Source organism: Thermogutta sp. (assembly GCF_039793925.1).
GTDB lineage: Bacteria > Planctomycetota > Planctomycetia > Pirellulales > Thermoguttaceae > Thermogutta.
Map to the genome: position 1 here is coordinate 80,238 of NZ_JBAMME010000130.1, position 16,676 is coordinate 96,913.

A 16,676-nucleotide genomic window follows, 5' to 3' on the forward strand; every position below is an offset into this window, starting at 1 on the left:
GGCCACTGGGTGAATCTTCGCCGACGCGGCACATCGGGAACGGGTAGATAAAACGTGGGTTTAGCTCTTTTTCCTCCGTTTGGCAGTAGCCGACTGGGCGGACTTCGTGCCTGACGCCTTTTTGGCAGCTTTTTTCGTAGTCTTTTTGACAGGCGCTGCAACCTCCTTGTGCGCGTCAGATGATGCCGGGTCCGTGGAGGGTGCGGCGTCAAGGTCGTAGAGCGTCTCCTCCTTTTTCGGCGGCAACAGATGCTGGACAATTGTTTTGAGCGAGCGCCCTGTCTGCTGGAAAATGGGTTCCTCTTCCTCCAAAAGGTCGCCCAAATCTTCCTCAATGCTTTCCGGATCTTCGCCCGCTTCGAGACGCCGGATGGCCTCCTCCATCGCCCCGCCGAATTCGAGGCCTGTGGACTGGGAGAGCTTGCGCATGAGACGCGCCATCTGGCGGGGATCCTCCTCGTCCAGGTTCTCCGCCTCGGAGGCCAATTCCATCATTGCGCGTTCGAACTTTTCTTCGTCAAACCCTGGTGGCAGTAAGTCATCGTCCTCTTGCCCGCCCTCCCCCTTCTCCGATTTATCTGATCCCCCGCGACCGATGGCAAAACGGGAAACCCGGCGCTCCAACTGGGGGCGCCCGCAACGGGGGCAGTCGGGTCGTTTTTCTGTATTAATTTTGCGGGAAAAGAAGCTGTACACCGTGTGACAATCGGCGCAGTAAAACTCGTAGATTGGCACGGCTGGCTCCTTTTCTCTATCAGAAATGCGACGAAGGTTTGTTGAAATCGGTTCTCTCGATACCGCAAGTTACCGTCGAAGCCGGTTCCGCCCTCGAGTTGATCCTGACTTGCAAAGACATCTTGCAAGCCGGCACTTGGTCCTTCTCCTATTACCTAGTTTATACTAGCTTATCGAAAGCCAGAGGAGAGTGATTTCCGGTTTTGTGTTTGCTTGGTTTGGAGCCATGCCGTGATTGCCGTAACCGGTTCAAAAGGCCAGTTGGGGGGAGAGCTGTGTCGCCAGTGGGGATCACAGGCCGTCGGCCTGGACCTTCCGGAGTTCGATCTTCTCGATTTCGACGGCATGAGAAGGACTCTCCGAGAACTGCGTCCCCACGCCATTGTCCATGCCGCTGCCTATACCGCCGTGGATAGGGCCGAAGAGGAGCCCGACAGGTGCTTCGCGATCAACGCCACGGCCACCGGCGTGCTGGCAGAGCTGGCCCGGGAATTGAACTGTCCCCTGCTCTATGTCAGCACCGACTACGTGTTTGGCGGGGAACCACTCCGGACCGAACCATTTCGGGAAGAGGATCCGGCTTCGCCTCAGGGAGTATACGCAACGAGCAAATACGAAGGGGAGATTAAGGTGCTCGCTTGGGAGAAGCACTACATTGTACGGACCTGTGGCCTTTACGGTCGCCTGGGCCCTAATTCCCCCGGCAACTTCGTAGAGACCATGATTCGCCTCGGACGGTCGAGAAAGCCTCTCCGGGTCGTGAATGATCAGTTCTGCACCCCCAGTTATGTGGTCCATGTCGCGCGGGCAATCCGTTATTTGCTCGGAACAGCCATGTTTGGAACGTTTCACATTGTTAACGATGGTTTCACCACCTGGTACGAATTTGCTTGCGAAGTTTTTCGGTTACTCAACTGGGATGTCGATATCACGCCAATCACCACTGAGGAATATGGCGCTAAAGCACCGCGTCCTCGCTTTAGTGTGCTGGATACCTCGAAGTACCAGCGGTTTGTGGATGCGCCCCCTCTACCGCACTGGAAAGACGCCCTGGCTGAGTATCTGCAGGAAAGGGAAAAACTGTATCCGGAGGACAAAGGAATGCGCTAACGGCGGAAACGTGCCGATGCCTCGGCGTGACGCAAGCGAACACAAAATCAGTACTTTGGGCCACCGGGTGGTGCACCAACGATCGGTTGGACCGATTCTGTCTGTTCTGGCGTCCTGCCCCGTGGGAATGGCGCTGGCCTCCTAGATAGATGATCTTAAGCCAGGCTCCTTATTGACGTAGCGGGGACCGCGCGCTATATTGCGACTGGCATGCAGCTCTCTCTTGCTACGAAGGAGCCTTGTCCGTGCCCCAAACCAACCCTTCCTCTTCGCGCGGAAGTGCGCTCTCTGCGGCTGAGTTTTTCGCTCTGCACAGACAGATTGCGTCCCTGGTGAAGCTGGGATTGCCGTTGGAACGCTTTCTGACTCGCTGGAACACGGGTGGGAACCGCCGATGGCGAAAAACCGTGCAAGAGATCAATGAGGCCCTCCAGCATGGCATACCCCTGGAAGAAGCCCTCCAGAGGGTCAACGAGCATCTGGCACCTGTTTACGGGGCGGTGCTTCGGTTGGGAAACAAGTCAGGCCAAACCGGCGCTATTCTGGCAGATATCGGCCAATTCGGAGAGCGGGCGATCGCCATCCGCAATCAATTGGTGGCCTCGCTGGCGTACCCTCTTGTCATCTTTCTCGCGGCTTTGGGGGTGCTTGCGGCATTCCTAGCATTTGTGTTTCCTGTTCTACTTGACAGCATGCGTGATTGGGGCGCTGATGGGTCAGACCTGCTCCGTCTGCTCCAGACATTGCGCGGTTACCTCCCCTACTGGGCCCCGGCGGGTGTACTTGTTCCCGTCATGCTGTTCCTTTTGTGGGTCCTTTCGATTAATCGGGCCCGTATTCTGATGCCGGATTACTTTGTCTGCCGGCTGGGATGGTTCCCGGGGATTCGTGCGATCATCCGGAGCGAGCAGGTCACGCTCTTCACAGATCTTCTCGCAATAGGAATACGACATGGTGTCCCGGTGGACGAAGCCATCCGCCTGGCAGGAAGCATCCTGGGCGATCGGAGATGGCGAGAAGAGGCAAAATGGCTGGCGGAGGCGATCCGTCATCAGAATTGGTCAGCGGCGTTGGGAAAGGAGTACCGCAGAATTCCTGCCAGTGTGCGATGGACCATCGTGGACGGCCTCACATTCCCCCAACTGGCAGAGTCTCTGAAAAGTCTCGCACAGCAATGGCGCCATCGGTGTGAACGCCAGATGCGGGTGTTTCGCTCGGTCACGGTACCTTTGGCCGTCATTATTCCAAGCGTGATCATCGTTTTTGGGATTATCTTTATCTTCGGCTGGCCCTGGTGGTCACTGCTTATGACGATTGCAGAATTTCATCCGTAGAATTGAGCCGCCGCGCTAGTCGTTTGCGGGTGGCAAATGTTGGGAGCTGACTGATGAGAACCGTGCGTCGCTGTCGTTCTTGCCAGGATGTCATCGAGGAAAACTGGTGGACCAAGTCGGCCTATTGTTTCAGCGAACAGCAAAGGTCATTAGCCGCACAGTACTGCGAAGAATGCGGTCGGGAAAAAATCCTGGGCATTCTGGAGGCCCCGGATTCTCCGTGGGACCGCTTGGCCCAGCGCGGCGAGGGTTGGGCGGATGCTTCTCGCCCCGGTTCAACGGATAGCCCGGAAGACTGACGCGGACAACAACCGCGTTTGGCGATCCCAACCAGAAAGATGAAGCAGCGGGGCAGACATGGGTGGAAGAGGGAGCATGAACCCTGGAGCAAGCATTGGCGGCAGTCCGGTGGATTGGGAAACACTGGCAGACGTCATCTCTCAGACCGTGCGTTCCGATCTTCCCCTTCCCAATGCTCTTGAGGCCCTGGCGGAGGACTGTCCCAATCGGGCCACAAAGTCGGTCTTTCGCAAGTTGGCCGGATTCATTTCCCAGGGTTTGTCGCTGCAGGACGGCCTGCGGCGGCTTTCCGACGCTCAGTCCCGCGAATTGCGTGGCATCCTTGAGGCCAGTGCGCTCTGCCCCCACCCTGGAGTTGCCTTGGCAAGACTGCTCCAGCTCAAACGTCATTATCAGGAGTTACTTCGTGATCTTCGGGCGACGGTGGGATATCCAACGCTCTGCGGACTTGTGACACTTGCGGGGTCATTGATTGTAGTCTCACAGTGGTTGATGTCGGGATTTTCACCGATCAATTTTACCGACTTTTCCGATATTGGGTCGATTTCGTCGCCAACTTATTGCTCTACCTCATCTTCCTCTGACTTACTCATCCCGATAACGGTGTGGTGGCTGGCATCATTTCTTTTGCTGTTCGTTGTAGTTGTAGCGACGATTGTTCTAGTAGCCGTTCTTTTGGCTCCTGTCCAGCTTTCGGCTGGGAACTGGGTCTATCGCGTGCCGTTGTTAGGAAAGTACTATAAGGCAGCAGCGTTGAGCTATCTTGCTGGAGTAATGGCGGAGCTGCTCAGCCAGCAGGTGCAGATGCCTGCTGCTTTAACCGCAGGAGCCAGGGTCTCGCGATGGCCCGACTTGAAGGAGGCCCTGCAGGAAGCGAGCTTTCGCGCAGAAGAGGGGATTCCACTTGGCGAGGCGATGGCGAAGAATCCATGGATGTCGGCCAGTTTCCTCGCGTTTCTCACGGAATCTCCCCAGAGCATTCCGATTGAGGAACGCCTCGCCGCCCTGTATTCACTGTTCGACGGCCAAAGCCGGTGCCTGGGGGTGGCTCTGGAAAGAAAACTTACGTTCGTGATGCTGCTGGGGCTCATTCCCGCTCTCATGCCCCTGCTTGCTTGGTTTGCCGCAGTGCAATCCTATTTGGCCGCATTTTCCGGATGAGCTAATAAAAATGTAGCAAGGGCCGATGATGTTACCCGAAGGTTATCAGCGGGTCATTGAGAACGTAGTTCTGCCGCTTGTCGGCGGACTGGCGGGGATATTGTTCGCTTTCGTGTGCCTCTGGTGGACCCGTCCGAAAGGCAAGGACGTTTTCCGGGATACCGCACCCTGGGTTCTGGGCATTCGAGTCGCTGCATGGATCGTGTTCGTTACCGCGAGTGTTTTACTGTTTGGACCGTTATGGGTGGTGGTTCTTCTTGCCGGTCTGGGTCTTATTTCTACAGGCAACTCGCGATTATTCTGGCTTACTTTTTCCTCGGCCGTCAAAAACAATCTCCCCCTGCTTCCGACCCTGTCTGCTTTTCTCAAAGACCAGGGCATGTTCAGTCCGCACCCGAGTTTGTTGCGATCGCTGGCAGCCGGGCAGCCAGTGCAGAAAGCGATTCGGAGACTGCCCTTGCAACTGCGAGATCGGGTTGCCGTACACCTGGGAGCTCTCACCGGTGACTGGGACCTCGCGATTGAGACCACCGACGAGAACGACCAGGAGCTCCGCGATGCGGAAGAACTTTTTTATGGGCGATTTGGGCTGGTCCTCGTGACGGGTGTCGCAACCGTTTTTGCTCTTTTCATCCTGGGGCGAGTTATGAGGATGCTCGTCATGATCGCCGACGAGTTTGGCATCGGGATGTCGACGACAGCCCATCCCGTTTTGTCTATGATGAAATGGGGAGCCGAGACAGTGCCAAACTCACTGTTATTTCCTCTCGGCTTGATGCTGCTCGTCACCATTTTGATCGGACTCTACTGGAGCGGCGGGCTCAACATCCTCCGCGATCTTAGTCCGTTTACCAAGTGTTCTTCCCGCGTCTGCAGTTTGATCCTGCAAGGGCTGGCTCTCGGCACGCGTGCTGAAAAGACTTATCCCGCCATTCTGGAAGCGTTGATCCCTGCGTTAGCGCCACGACTCTGGGAAGCTATCACAGCGCGGCTGCCGCTGGGCATCTCGTGGCGGTTGCGGAAAGTCCACGACGCCATCCGACGAGGTGATGATCTTGCCGACGCCCTTCTCCGCTGGCGTATCATCAGCGTCACAGACGCGGAAGTGCTCAGAGCTGCCGAGTCGATGGGCAATCTCCCGGAGGCCGTGGAAATTCTCGCCGTGTGGTATCGCGATCGGGCGGCAGTGCGGCTCAGGTGGTGGGGTATTTATGGCTATCTCATTATTGTGGCCGTAGAGGCGCTCTTGGTTGCCGCAGTTTATCTGGGATGCTTTGTTTTCCTGGTCCAACTTGCGTACAGCCTTCTGTGAAGTGTCCTAACATTGCCATGGAACGTAATTTGTTTTGGGGGTTGTCGATCATGCAGCAGGGCGAGCCGCAGCGGATTGTCGGCACCACAGGCATGCACCCTGGCTCGACAGCCGTGGAGCTTGTTGTCGCCGTTACCTTGCTGGCCGTCTTGAGCGGCATTTGCAGCGAACTGATTGTTTCCACCGTTCGGTTAAGAAGGGAGGAACGAAAGCGGGCATGGGCCCTTCAGGAAGCTGCTAACGCCATGGAAACGCTGTTCGCGAAACCGTGGGAGGCGTTGGTTGTCGGTAAGAAAGAAGTCGGCCCATGTTCTCCAGCCGGGCAGCCGGTTCTGGAGTCGGCAGTGGTGCGACAGGAGGTTCTTGCAGCGGGGGAAGCGAGACGCCTGGTTGTGACCGTCGAATGGCCGAATGGTGAGGGAAAACCGTCAGGAAGTGTGTCGCTGGTGGCATACCGGTTTCCTCCCGTGGCTGCTCAACCGGCGTCGCAATCTTCCCGTGCGAGCGGCGGGATAAGTCAGCTCGCCCAACATACAAACCTTCCACCGGTCGGCGGCAATCGAGGTGACTGATGAAAACCCGACAAGGTTTTACTCTGCTCGAGATGACGCTGGTATCTGTCGTCTCGATCATACTTTTGGCGGTGGCTGTGGCCCTGACAGGTGTCGTCATGGGCCTCTCGTCCGTGACTTCACGTCAGCTCGAGGGGGAGCGGGTGCTCGGGCGACTCAGCCTCGTTTTCCGGAAGGACGTACACCAGGCTGAAAGCATCACTATTCCACAAGAAAACAAGACAATCTCTCTCCGCGAGGACGACCAGATAATCTGTGAGCTGCGTCTGCCTCACCAGGAAATTGTGCGTTACCGGGTCCACAGGGGGATCCTGCGGGAGCGGGTTCGAGATGGCGGCGTCGTGGGCAGGGAGGGATTTCCGCTTGATCTTCGCGGTCGGGTACAAATACGGCAGGAAAACGATGGCATCCACACACGTGCCGTCATGATGTTAGAGCTTGGTGCTGGCGATCCAATCACCCGGCAGGAGCGTGATCCCCACCGTACCTGGCAAATCGTGGCTTATGTCGGTCGGGACCAACTCACATCGCCAGCGGTTTCCCTTGATTCCACACAGACCACGGCTAAAAGCCAAAACGGGGGTGAACAACAATGAGCCCCATCGCCCTTTCGCCTTTCGCCGATCTTCCTGGAAGCCGGGTGGGCGAGGCGCCTTCCCAGACACGCTGGGGACGCGGTGTTGCGGCGCTGGGAATCCTTGTGTGTCTCGTGGTCGTTTCGACACTTGCCGCAACCCTGGCCCACCAGTTGTGGTTACGTGTCCGCGACGCACAGCAGGAGCGCTACCTCATTCAGGCCGATTGGTTGGTGGCATCGGCCATCGACCGTGCGGTTTACAGGATCCGCGAAAATGCGGATTACCAAGGTGAAGTTTGGGAAATACCTGAAAACGAGTTACCTGGTGGGCTCCGTGGAGTGGTCCGCACGGCCATTAAACAGGACGGTGGAAAACTGCGGTTTCTCGTACTGGAGGTAAAAATCTTGCTTAACGAGAAAATTGTGGTCAGCGAAACTCGGCAGGTGACGCTTCCCTGACAGCATATCGGCTGGCTTCGAATCAGGGTGGTGCGCTGTGTGGTTATATGGTTTTTCCTGGTTGCCTCGCAACGAGATTGAAACGATGCGGTCCAATTTGAACACCGCGACCGGATGGTCTAGCTTCACTGGGAAAAAATTCTTTTTCCCTGCTGATCGCGTCGGGAGGATTTCCCGATGGATGGACGGCGATTCTATCGGCAAAGCCGCGTTTTGTGGGAAACCTCCTGAAACACCTGGCACATTCCAGCCGATGGCCAAAGCACGTGCACCAAGATGGACGACCCGCGCTACCCCTCAGGATCAGCGTGGAATGACCCAGATAGAGCTATGGTGCGTCGTCCTCATTATTGGTACTCTTATCAGTCTGCTTTTACCAGCGGTCCAAGCCTGTCGGGAAATTGCCCGCAGCGCCCAGTGTCAGCACCAGTTGCTCCAATTGGGACTTGCCATCCGGAATTACGAAACAATTCACGGCCGATTTCCCGCCGGCGTCGTGGAGCCAAGCGGCCCGGTTCGCAACGTGCCGATTGGTTATCACCATAATTGGCTGATCGCTGTGGTGCCCTGGATAGACCCGGTCCCCGGCCGAATGATCCGGGCCGATTTGAGTGTTTACGACTCGGAGAACCTCGCAATACTAGGTGCTAAGGCAGGTTACAACTGGCCACTTCTGTGTCCCTCATCGGTCTACAGAGGCATCAGTCCCAGCTATGCAGGATGCCACGGCCAGGAAGACAAGCCCATCGACGAGAGCGATCATGGAGTTTTTGTGCGAAATCGGTTCTTCCGGGTCGACGAGATCACCGACGGATGCGGTCACACGATCTTTCTCGGTGAAAAATTGCCTCTAGGGCTTGAATGGGGCTGGCTGAGCGGAACACGCGCAACACTTCGTAATGCGGGATTATCCCTTGAGAAGTTCTCTCATCGCACTGCGCCTCGTTACGAGTCTTACTCTGTCACAACAGAAGAAGTCATTCGAATCATCCAAAATCCCGAACCGGAAGACGTGCAACGATTCTGGACTTCCTGCCGCGGGGATCGCGACATTCGGGAAGTGCTCCCAAACATCCTGGCCCACATTCCAGAGGGCCCGCCCACAACCCCCGAAGTCAAACAGTCCTTGCTGGAGATCCTGGGTTCTCTTCCCGAAGGCGGTCCAATTATCGGTGGATTCGGGTCCGCACATCCCGGCGGCGTCAATTTCCTGTTCGGGGATTTATCCGCGAGAAAATTGCGATTCGACATCGAACAAAAAGTTCTTAAGAGTCTGGCGCATCGGAGTGATGGAGAAGGCACTGACGACGCATTGCGCTAAAAGGCCGACATCGCCGCCAAACATATCCGGGATGTGAGGGCGACCGAGTGAACATGGGAGACAAACCATGAAGCGGAAAAAGGTTCGCGGCTTTACACTAGTCGAACTTCTTGTGGTGATTGCTATTATTGGGATATTGATTGCACTGAGCCTGCCCGCCATTCAGGCCTCTCGGGAGACGGCTCGGCGAGCTCAGTGCTCCCAGCATCTATCTCAGATCGGATTGGCATTGTCCCGGTACTACGCCGGCTACGAATGCTTTCCCGCCGGTGTTGTCAACGACACGGCACCGATTCGCAATGAGCCTGCGGGCCAGCATATTGGTTGGATTTGTCCACTGCTTCCGTATCTTGATGCGGAAATCTATTATCGAAAGCTCGATTTATCGAAAGGTGTGTACGATCCCAAGAACGACGCTGTTCGAACCACAACTTTGATCTCGGTCGTTTGTCCCTCTTTTCCCCGCACGCAAGTCGCTGCAGCGAAATGGGCACCGTCCAACTATGCGGGGTGTTACCATCATGAAGAGTCTCCCATCGATTCCAACACGCAGGGAGCTTTCGTACTCAACCGCTGGCTGAAAGAAGACGATTTTCCCGACGGTGTCACCTACACGCTTTTCGTGTCGGAGAAAGGGGTTGATCCAGATGATCTGGGATGGGCCTCCGGAACTCGGGCGACCCTTCGGAATACCGGTAAGCTGCCGAGTATTTGGGGAACAAAATCCGCGGTTTCTAGTCCTCTTGAGAAAAAACCGGGGGCGGTGGCGGTCCATTCTCAACAAGCGGCAGAAAAGACGGCCGATGATGCTGCCCCCTCCCCTGAGAAATCTTTGCCCGTTTTTGTGGGCGGCTTCTCCACAATGCATCCCGCGGTCATCCAAACTCTCATGGGGATGCAAACGGTTAAGCCCATCGGGCTGAATGTGGATCCCCGGGTGTGGCGCCAACTAGCCAATCGCGCCGACGGGGCACTTCCGGAAGTGTTTGAGCCGTAGTACACAGTGCGCTTTTGCGGAAGTTTCCACCCGCCGGGACTCAGCAAAATCCTTTTGCCAGGTTCCTTTTTATGTCCTAACTTTTCTGTAGACAAACGGATGGCTCTCCGTGTGACGCCGGCACAACAGCGGCTGCGATTGTCGAAAGTGTGGCAGTAGGAGCATGCAATGACGCTGGCCACTGCAAAATCTTTTGAAAAAATTCTTGCCAATGCCAATTTACCGGCACTTCCCCAAAGTGCCATTCACGTGTTGCAGGTCTCCCAGGATCCGGATGCCGGACCGGTGGAATACGCCATTCCAATTGAAACCGATCCTGGTTTAACTGGACAGGTCCTCCGGTTCGTGAACTCCTCTTATTTCGGATTTTCCCGAGAAATTTCCAGTGTTCGGCTAGCAATCACGCTGGTTGGTGTGAAAACAATCAAGAACTTTGTGCTCTGGTCCGCTGTTTTCAGCCTGATGCCCAGCCCCAAGTGCGGTCCATTTGACCTGCGAACACTGTGGCAGGACTCTCTCCGGCGCGCATTATTCGCCCGAGAAATGGGCAAGCTCTGCCAGCTCAAAGATTCCGAAGAGCTGTTTGCGGCAGCACTTCTCCAGGATATGGCAGTCCCCTTGCTGGCTAAGGAAGACCCCGATCTTTATACGCGGCTGTTGACCGCCCGCAAGCAGGGTCAAAGACGCCTTTCCACGGTGGAAATGGCTTGCTGCGGATGGAATCACGCCCAGGCAGCAGCGTGGATTGGCCGACGATGGAATCTTCCCGAGCGCTTCGTTGAATTGATCGAAAACCATCTCATGGACGTGATGACGTTTCGGCCCAACGAAACCGACCTGGGCTGTGCAATAGTGGCGCTCTCCGCAGCCCTGCCACCGGTGAGCGACGCGGTATGGCATGAGAAACCGCTCTTCGACGCCGGTTATCGCAAGCTCTTCCGGCAAGGCTTTCCAGAACCTCAAGAGGTTCTGGCAACAGTCGATCAGGCCTACGCTGAAATTGCACCCCTTCTGCGCATCACCGTCCCCGGCCGATCACTGCTCGAAGTTTACCAGGGCAAAGCCAGCGAAGAGAAGGCCACTCCAGACGCTTAACTGCTTGCTCAACAAACGGGAAATACCTCTGGAGAAAATGAATCGGAAATGGTGTCCGATGCATTTTTCGTTCTGTCTCGCGATCTGCGCTCCCGGGATGAAGCGAGAATAATTGCCATAAAGTCCTCGTGGTGAAAACCCTGCCTGGTGGGATTAGCCTGAACCCTCCAGCCGAAAAGGGACAGGATGTAAGCCCACGGGTCCGGCATCGGTGAGCAACGTTTGGCCATACATGTCAAATTCGCGCCGGATATACCCCAAGCCCACAGCCCAATCAGTCCCGGGTAAAGGGGCCACGGAAGTCAGCCATCCCGCCCTCTTGCCACCGACGAGAATCTCCGAACCGGCAGCGAAATGGGTGCCTGCGGGAAAACTCAGCCCCCGCAGTCGCCAGTTGATATGCCCTCGGGAAACAATTCGAGCCACCACTTCCTGTCCCGGATAACACCCCTTGTTAAGTCCGATAATGCGTTCATCATCGGTTACTTCGGGGCCCAACCTTTCTTCGGTTACGTCCTGGCCGTAAATCCACATGCCGAAGAGAATCCGCAGCCACTCGCATTCATTCTGGGACACAACGCAAGCGGCTGTTCGAAGCAGTGACGACACGTGGGTTTCGTGCGACCTTGGCAAGACGAGTTGCAAACTGGGCGCCAGGCGCTGGTCAAATCGCCTCGCCCAGGCTTCGGCTTCCCTTTCAAGCGCGAAGTTGGCCGGTGAAGAAACCGCTCGTGGATCCTGCGTCTTTGACCAACCCAGATCAAGCCGCGTTTCCGCAAGTCCAGCGGAATTGTCCGAAAATTGTAGCTGTGATTTTGCTATGCCACGGACAGCGAATTCGGCGTCCTTCCCCACTAGAAGGATTTTTCGCCAGTGCTGTGAAGAGTCCTGAATCTCCAGGCGTTCTCGGATGTGGAACCATTCAAGATGTTGGACGAGCCTCTCGGACTGTGCGGACTCGGTTTCGAGAATCCAACCATCCCCTCGCTTCCAACCTGTCGCGGCGGCCTTCACATGTCCTTTGGCATCCAGAAAGAGCATGCGTCGGCCGACTCCGCTCGGCAGCCCCCGCAGCGGCGCTGTGGAGACCCGATGGAGAAAATCATCGGCGTCCGGGCCGGCAACGAGAATTTCCGCCTGGTGCCAATGTTCAATCGCGAGGCACGATGGCAGTTCTCGAACAGCCCGCGCTATGATTTCCACATGTCGGTCGAAGCCGTCACTCGTCATCGTACCTCCTTGAGTTGCCCAGAGAACTCACGCTCTGGTTAGTTCATAGCCGCGCCAGCTAAAAAACATTCACAGGACGGAGCCAGCCCCCCCAGAAGATTGAACCCGTGCAGCCAGACACCGATTAAAACAATTTGGTTTGTGGCAATTGACATTTTTCAGGCAGCGGTTAGGATAGTCAATGACCAACCTTGTTGGGTACGATCCCGGGGCAAGCAACTGCCTTTTTTGACGCAAGCGGTACTGCGACGACGCTGTCTCGGCCTGCGATAGACATGTGACTCACCGAAAAGTTAGGTACTGGGTTGGAGGGATGAATCGACGTTAGGGTCTGGACTGAGTTTGCGAATTTAAGAGGAGTGGAAAATGAGTCAGGTGTTCCTTACTGAAGCGGCTGCCCAAGAGGTCAAGCGTCTTTTGGCGGAAAATCAACTCGCGGCTGACTCGGCCCTCCGCGTCTCCGTGGTGGGCGGGGGCTGTAGCGGTTTTGAGTACAGATTGGATTTCGAGACGAACCCGGACGCCGCCAGTGACGTCATTTGTGAATCTCACGGCGTCAAAGTGGTGGTCGACAAGAAAAGCCTTCAGTTCCTGGCCGGCACCACCATCGACTATCAAAATGGCATTCTCCAGCGGGGATTCGTGTTTCACAATCCACTGGCGGTTCGCACCTGTGGTTGCGGAACGTCGTTCTCTGTGTCCTGAAGGACCACGTGTCTTACCCCGGGAGGATTCCCATTCGCCTTGGGGTTTCTGTCCTAAGTTACAACACAGCCAAACGAAACCGGGCGCAGATCAACGGGACGTTGACCTGCGCTTTTTTTTGGCACAAAACGGGATATCTCCTTCCAGCGATTGTTCGTGCCCGCGCCGCGCCCTCGTGCCTATCCATGAATTTATCCGTTACGCCAGCGGTTCGCTGCCGAGTTCCCTCGAGAGAAGGGGAAGCACCCGACGGATAGGGGCAGGCATCGGCAGTCCATCGAGGGCGTCAAGGCCAACCCAAGCCGTGGCCGTTTGCCCATCTGAAATCCTCGGTTTGGCCTGTCCAGAAACCGGAACGAGAAAACAGTCCAGGACAATGCGATAGCGCGTCACCTGGTGTCGGACCCGTGCAAAGTGACGGGCACTGACTGGCTCAAGGCCTGCCAAAAGCTCCTTTTGCTTCATGAGTTCGGGAAGGGCGATCTGCTCTGGTGCTCGTACTTCGTTCCCGCCTTCCTGCAGTAAAATCCTGGGAAATTCCCACAATCCCGCCCAACGTCCCTTCGAGCGCCGCTGCACGAAGAGTCGCCGCTTCCAGACCAGAACAAAAGCCACCTCATGGCGGAGCGTATGAGGCTGCTTCTTTTGTGAGTTTTGCCCTAACGGCAGATGCTTCTGGAACGTCTGACAGGTTGTTTTGAGAGGACACTGCCCACATAGCGGTGCTTTCGGGAGGCAGATCACACTCCCTACATCCATGAGCGCCAGGTTGATCTTACGCGCTTGGTGTGGAGCGAGGAACATTTCGGTCACCTGCCAGAGAACTCGATCCGAAAGTGGAGTTCCATTGTCGGCTGAACCCAGCCACCGGCAAAAGAGTCTCCGCGTGTTGGCTTCCAGGATCGGAACGGATTGGTTGAAGGCGAGAGAGAGGATGGCTCCCGCCGTGTACCGACCGATCCCCGGCAACCGCATCAGTACCGCAGGATCCCGGGGAAATTGCCCGTCAAACTCCGTCTGCAGGATGCGAGCGGTTTTATGCAGATTCTGAGCCCGGCGGTAATATCCCAGGCCTTCCCACAGTTTGAGCACGTCACTTTCGTCGGCTGAGGCCAGGCGCTCCAGCGTGGGGAATCGCTCCAGAAAACGCCGGAAATATGGCTCCACAACCTGAGTAGTGGTCTGCTGAAGCATGATCTCGCTCACCCAAATCGCATAGGGATCGCGGGTTCGTCGCCAGGGAAAGTCCCGAGCATGGTGACGAAACCAGCGGAGAAGTTCCGCACGCGCCAGCGTTACGACCTGCTCATCCACTGGTAAATCCGACGGCTTTTCGTGATGTTTCAAAGGAAATTTTTTCGTTGACATAGAGTCGAAATTCACTGCCACTGATGCCTGGTTTCCCGCACTGTCAATGCTACTGCTCTTTGCCTTCTTCTCCGAGATCCAAACGTCTTTGGCGGATCAGCACCCCATCGGTCCTGCGCGCCATGTCCAGGCCCAGTAAGTGGCTGAACCAGCCCCGGCGACTTACGGAGTTTTCAGTTCCAAGTTCAGGGACCCAATGATGGGAACCGGTGGGGTTGGTTGATCCTCACCCCGATCCAGGACACTTCGAGTAATGCTTCGAGTTTCATTGTATTGAGAGCCCACGAAAGAGATTGCGATCCCGGCGTATGGAAGGGTCATCCCGATGCGGAAAACAGTTCCGGAGAAGATTTCTCATTCTGCAGGGGCTTGACGCGACTGCGATTTCCGGCCACTATTTCCCGTTGATAGAGTGCGAAAAAGCGAATCAGGACCCTGCGGCGGATGACGCGATCGGTGGTGGGGTTGGTAGCGCATTGGCGTGTCAAGACATGGGCGCATGACTGGTGCGGAGGGAGTGTGCGGAGTTGGGGAGGACCACCGGTCCAAAAATACCAACGCCGACGGGCCATTTATGCGGACAGGACGAGAATCCTTTGCCAGTGGTTACGGCTTCCGTGTTGCGTCACGAGTCATTTCGCTGCCCCAGCAAGGGACGGGTGAAGTTTCTGAGAGATTCCCTAGACACAGGTGATCGACCATGTCCGACAAAGCCTTTCTTGCCATTGATATGGGGGCATCCAGCGGGCGCCACGTGGTAGGCCTGTTTGATGGTCGTCGGGTAAAGCTGGAAGAAGTTTACAGATTCCAAAATGGGCCGGTGGAAGTGGGAAATCGGCTCTATTGGGATGTGCTTGGCCAGTGGACCCACATCCGAAATGGACTCTATGCGGCTGGATCGCGCGTGAACACCACTGTGGCAAGTGTGGGAGTGGACACGTGGGGCGTTGATTTCGGACTGCTCGACCGCAACGATGAACTGCTGGGCAACCCCTACCACTATCGAGACCACCGCACCGATGGCATGATGGAAAAGGCTTTTCAAATTGTGCCACGGGAGGAAATCTTCCGGCAAACGGGGCTCCAGTTCATGCAACTGAACACCCTCTATCAACTCCTCGCTATGAAGTTCGGTGGCTCCCCGCTCCTCGACATTGCCGACCGACTTCTCATGATGCCGGATCTCTTCCACTGGATGTTGACCGGCGAAAAATGCAATGAATTCACCGATGCCACCACCACGCAATTTTTTAATCCTGTGGAGCGTCGGTGGGCGACTGAGTTGCTTGATCGCTTCGGACTGCCCACGCACATTTTGGGCCCCATCGTACAGCCGGGGACAGTCCTGGGGCCACTTCGGCCGAGTGTCGCGTCCGAGACGGGGCTCACGCAGACCCAGGTGGTTTTACCGGGAACGCATGACACAGCGAGTGCCGTCATGGCCGTGCCGGCACGCGAGCATGGGGATGACTGGCCTGACTGGTGTTACATCAGCCTGGGGACCTGGGCTCTGATGGGAGTCGAGGTCAAGCAGCCCATCATCACCGAAGAGTCGTTGACCCTCAATTTCACCAACGAGGGCGGTGTGGGGAATACGATCCGGCTTCTCAAGAACATCACTGGCCTGTGGCTGGTTCAGGAATGTCGGCGAATTTGGAATCAGGCGGGCCGGAGTTGGGACTGGGAAGATCTCAATCGATTGACGGCCGAGTCGCCGGGGTTGGTCAGTTTCATCGATCCCGATCATTCTATGTTCCTGGCTCCTACCGACATGCCGGAAGCCATTCGCGAGTTCGTACGTCGCACAGGCCAGTCGGTTCCGTCAACTGAGGGAGCCGTTTTGCGGTGTGCTCTCGACAGCATCGCCATGAAATTCCGGCATGTTCTGGGAATGTGTGAGAAGCTCATTGGCCGACGGATCGAGGTCATCCACATTGTTGGTGGGGGAACCAAGAATCGGCTATTGTGTCAGGCTGCGGCGGACGCGTGTGGTCGGCCGGTGCTGGCTGGTCCGGTGGAAGCCACCGCACTTGGGAACATCATGATGCAAGCGGTGGCCGCCGGAGAAGTGGGCAGCATTTCCGAAGCTCGCGAAATCATCCGGCAAAGCTTCCCGCTCGATGAGTATTTGCCCCAAAACACTGCAGCCTGGGACGAGGCCTTCCCGCGGTTCTTGCAGATCCTGGAGGCAACTGTGTGACACATCTAGGCATTTGGGTGATGCTGCCTGGCAGTGTTGCACCGCGGCGGGTTTTACTATTGCTCCGCGGAAAGACACGCGAAATACAAAAATGTAAAAACCAAAATCGCGGAACATCAGCAGAGTTGTACGGGCATCGGTAAACCTCGACCGCTACAGCCGTTGAAGACAAGCATATCTGTTCTGGTGACTTGTGCCGG

At 56.3% G+C, this 16,676-nt stretch carries 16 protein-coding genes; 13 read left to right on the forward strand and 3 right to left on the reverse strand.

The window, feature by feature from the left end; genetic code table 11:
- Positions 1-60 precede the first annotated feature (60 nt).
- Positions 61-735, reverse strand: a complete 675-nt coding sequence (locus tag ABJK56_RS05095) for a zinc ribbon domain-containing protein (protein WP_347243581.1) — start codon at positions 733-735, stop codon at positions 61-63.
- Positions 736-966: 231 nt separating this feature from the next.
- Between ABJK56_RS05095 and rfbD the strand changes: the two genes are divergently transcribed.
- From rfbD to ABJK56_RS05150, 11 genes are all read left to right on the forward strand, one after another.
- The gene (rfbD, locus tag ABJK56_RS05100) at positions 967-1,845 is read left to right on the forward strand and encodes a dTDP-4-dehydrorhamnose reductase (RefSeq protein WP_347243582.1); all 879 of its coding nucleotides are present in this window, start codon (positions 967-969) and stop codon (positions 1,843-1,845) included.
- 245 nt (positions 1,846-2,090) lie between these two features.
- The gene (locus ABJK56_RS05105) at positions 2,091-3,179 is read left to right on the forward strand and encodes a type II secretion system F family protein (RefSeq protein ID WP_347243583.1); all 1,089 of its coding nucleotides are present in this window, start codon (positions 2,091-2,093) and stop codon (positions 3,177-3,179) included.
- A 53-nt stretch (positions 3,180-3,232) separates the two neighbouring features.
- Entirely contained in the window at positions 3,233-3,478 is a 246-nt protein-coding gene (locus ABJK56_RS05110) for a hypothetical protein (RefSeq protein WP_347243584.1), read from the forward strand.
- Between the two features lie 76 nt (positions 3,479-3,554).
- Complete coding sequence (locus ABJK56_RS05115; RefSeq protein WP_347243585.1) at positions 3,555-4,640, forward strand: type II secretion system F family protein; 1,086 nt, start codon at positions 3,555-3,557, stop codon at positions 4,638-4,640.
- A 25-nt stretch (positions 4,641-4,665) separates the two neighbouring features.
- A complete protein-coding gene (locus ABJK56_RS05120; RefSeq protein WP_347243586.1) occupies positions 4,666-5,952 on the forward strand; it encodes a type II secretion system F family protein in 1,287 nt (428 codons plus the stop codon).
- A 50-nt stretch (positions 5,953-6,002) separates the two neighbouring features.
- The gene (locus ABJK56_RS05125; protein WP_347243587.1) at positions 6,003-6,524 is read left to right on the forward strand and encodes a hypothetical protein; all 522 of its coding nucleotides are present in this window, start codon (positions 6,003-6,005) and stop codon (positions 6,522-6,524) included.
- Positions 6,524-7,120 carry a hypothetical protein gene (locus ABJK56_RS05130; RefSeq protein WP_347243588.1) on the forward strand — a complete coding sequence of 199 codons (597 nt, stop codon included), beginning with the start codon at positions 6,524-6,526 and terminating at the stop codon, positions 7,118-7,120. Before ABJK56_RS05125 ends, ABJK56_RS05130 begins: the two co-directional genes overlap by 1 nt.
- Positions 7,117-7,560, forward strand: a complete 444-nt coding sequence (locus tag ABJK56_RS05135; RefSeq protein ID WP_347243589.1) for a hypothetical protein — start codon at positions 7,117-7,119, stop codon at positions 7,558-7,560. Before ABJK56_RS05130 ends, ABJK56_RS05135 begins: the two co-directional genes overlap by 4 nt.
- A gap of 181 nt (positions 7,561-7,741) precedes the next feature.
- Complete coding sequence (locus ABJK56_RS05140; RefSeq protein WP_347243590.1) at positions 7,742-8,881, forward strand: DUF1559 domain-containing protein; 1,140 nt, start codon at positions 7,742-7,744, stop codon at positions 8,879-8,881.
- 67 nt (positions 8,882-8,948) lie between these two features.
- On the forward strand, positions 8,949-9,878 hold the full coding sequence (locus tag ABJK56_RS05145; RefSeq protein ID WP_347243591.1) for a DUF1559 domain-containing protein: 930 nt from the start codon (positions 8,949-8,951) through the stop codon (positions 9,876-9,878).
- A gap of 168 nt (positions 9,879-10,046) precedes the next feature.
- Positions 10,047-10,973 (forward strand): HDOD domain-containing protein, encoded by a 927-nt coding sequence (locus tag ABJK56_RS05150; RefSeq protein WP_347243592.1) that lies wholly within the window; start codon positions 10,047-10,049, stop codon positions 10,971-10,973.
- 153 nt (positions 10,974-11,126) lie between these two features.
- Here ABJK56_RS05150 and ABJK56_RS05155 read toward each other — a convergent pair whose 3' ends face one another.
- Positions 11,127-12,203 carry a hypothetical protein gene (locus tag ABJK56_RS05155; protein WP_347243593.1) on the reverse strand — a complete coding sequence of 359 codons (1,077 nt, stop codon included), beginning with the start codon at positions 12,201-12,203 and terminating at the stop codon, positions 11,127-11,129.
- Positions 12,204-12,569: 366 nt separating this feature from the next.
- Between ABJK56_RS05155 and ABJK56_RS05160 the strand changes: the two genes are divergently transcribed.
- The gene (locus tag ABJK56_RS05160) at positions 12,570-12,908 is read left to right on the forward strand and encodes an iron-sulfur cluster assembly accessory protein (RefSeq protein WP_347243594.1); all 339 of its coding nucleotides are present in this window, start codon (positions 12,570-12,572) and stop codon (positions 12,906-12,908) included.
- A gap of 198 nt (positions 12,909-13,106) precedes the next feature.
- On the opposite strand, the gene ABJK56_RS05165 is transcribed toward ABJK56_RS05160, so the two are convergent.
- Complete coding sequence (locus tag ABJK56_RS05165) at positions 13,107-14,276, reverse strand: A/G-specific adenine glycosylase (RefSeq protein WP_347243595.1); 1,170 nt, start codon at positions 14,274-14,276, stop codon at positions 13,107-13,109.
- 700 nt (positions 14,277-14,976) lie between these two features.
- On the opposite strand from ABJK56_RS05165, the gene ABJK56_RS05170 reads away from it, so the two are divergent.
- Positions 14,977-16,476, forward strand: a complete 1,500-nt coding sequence (locus ABJK56_RS05170) for an FGGY-family carbohydrate kinase (protein ID WP_347243596.1) — start codon at positions 14,977-14,979, stop codon at positions 16,474-16,476.
- Positions 16,477-16,676: the final 200 nt, after the last annotated feature.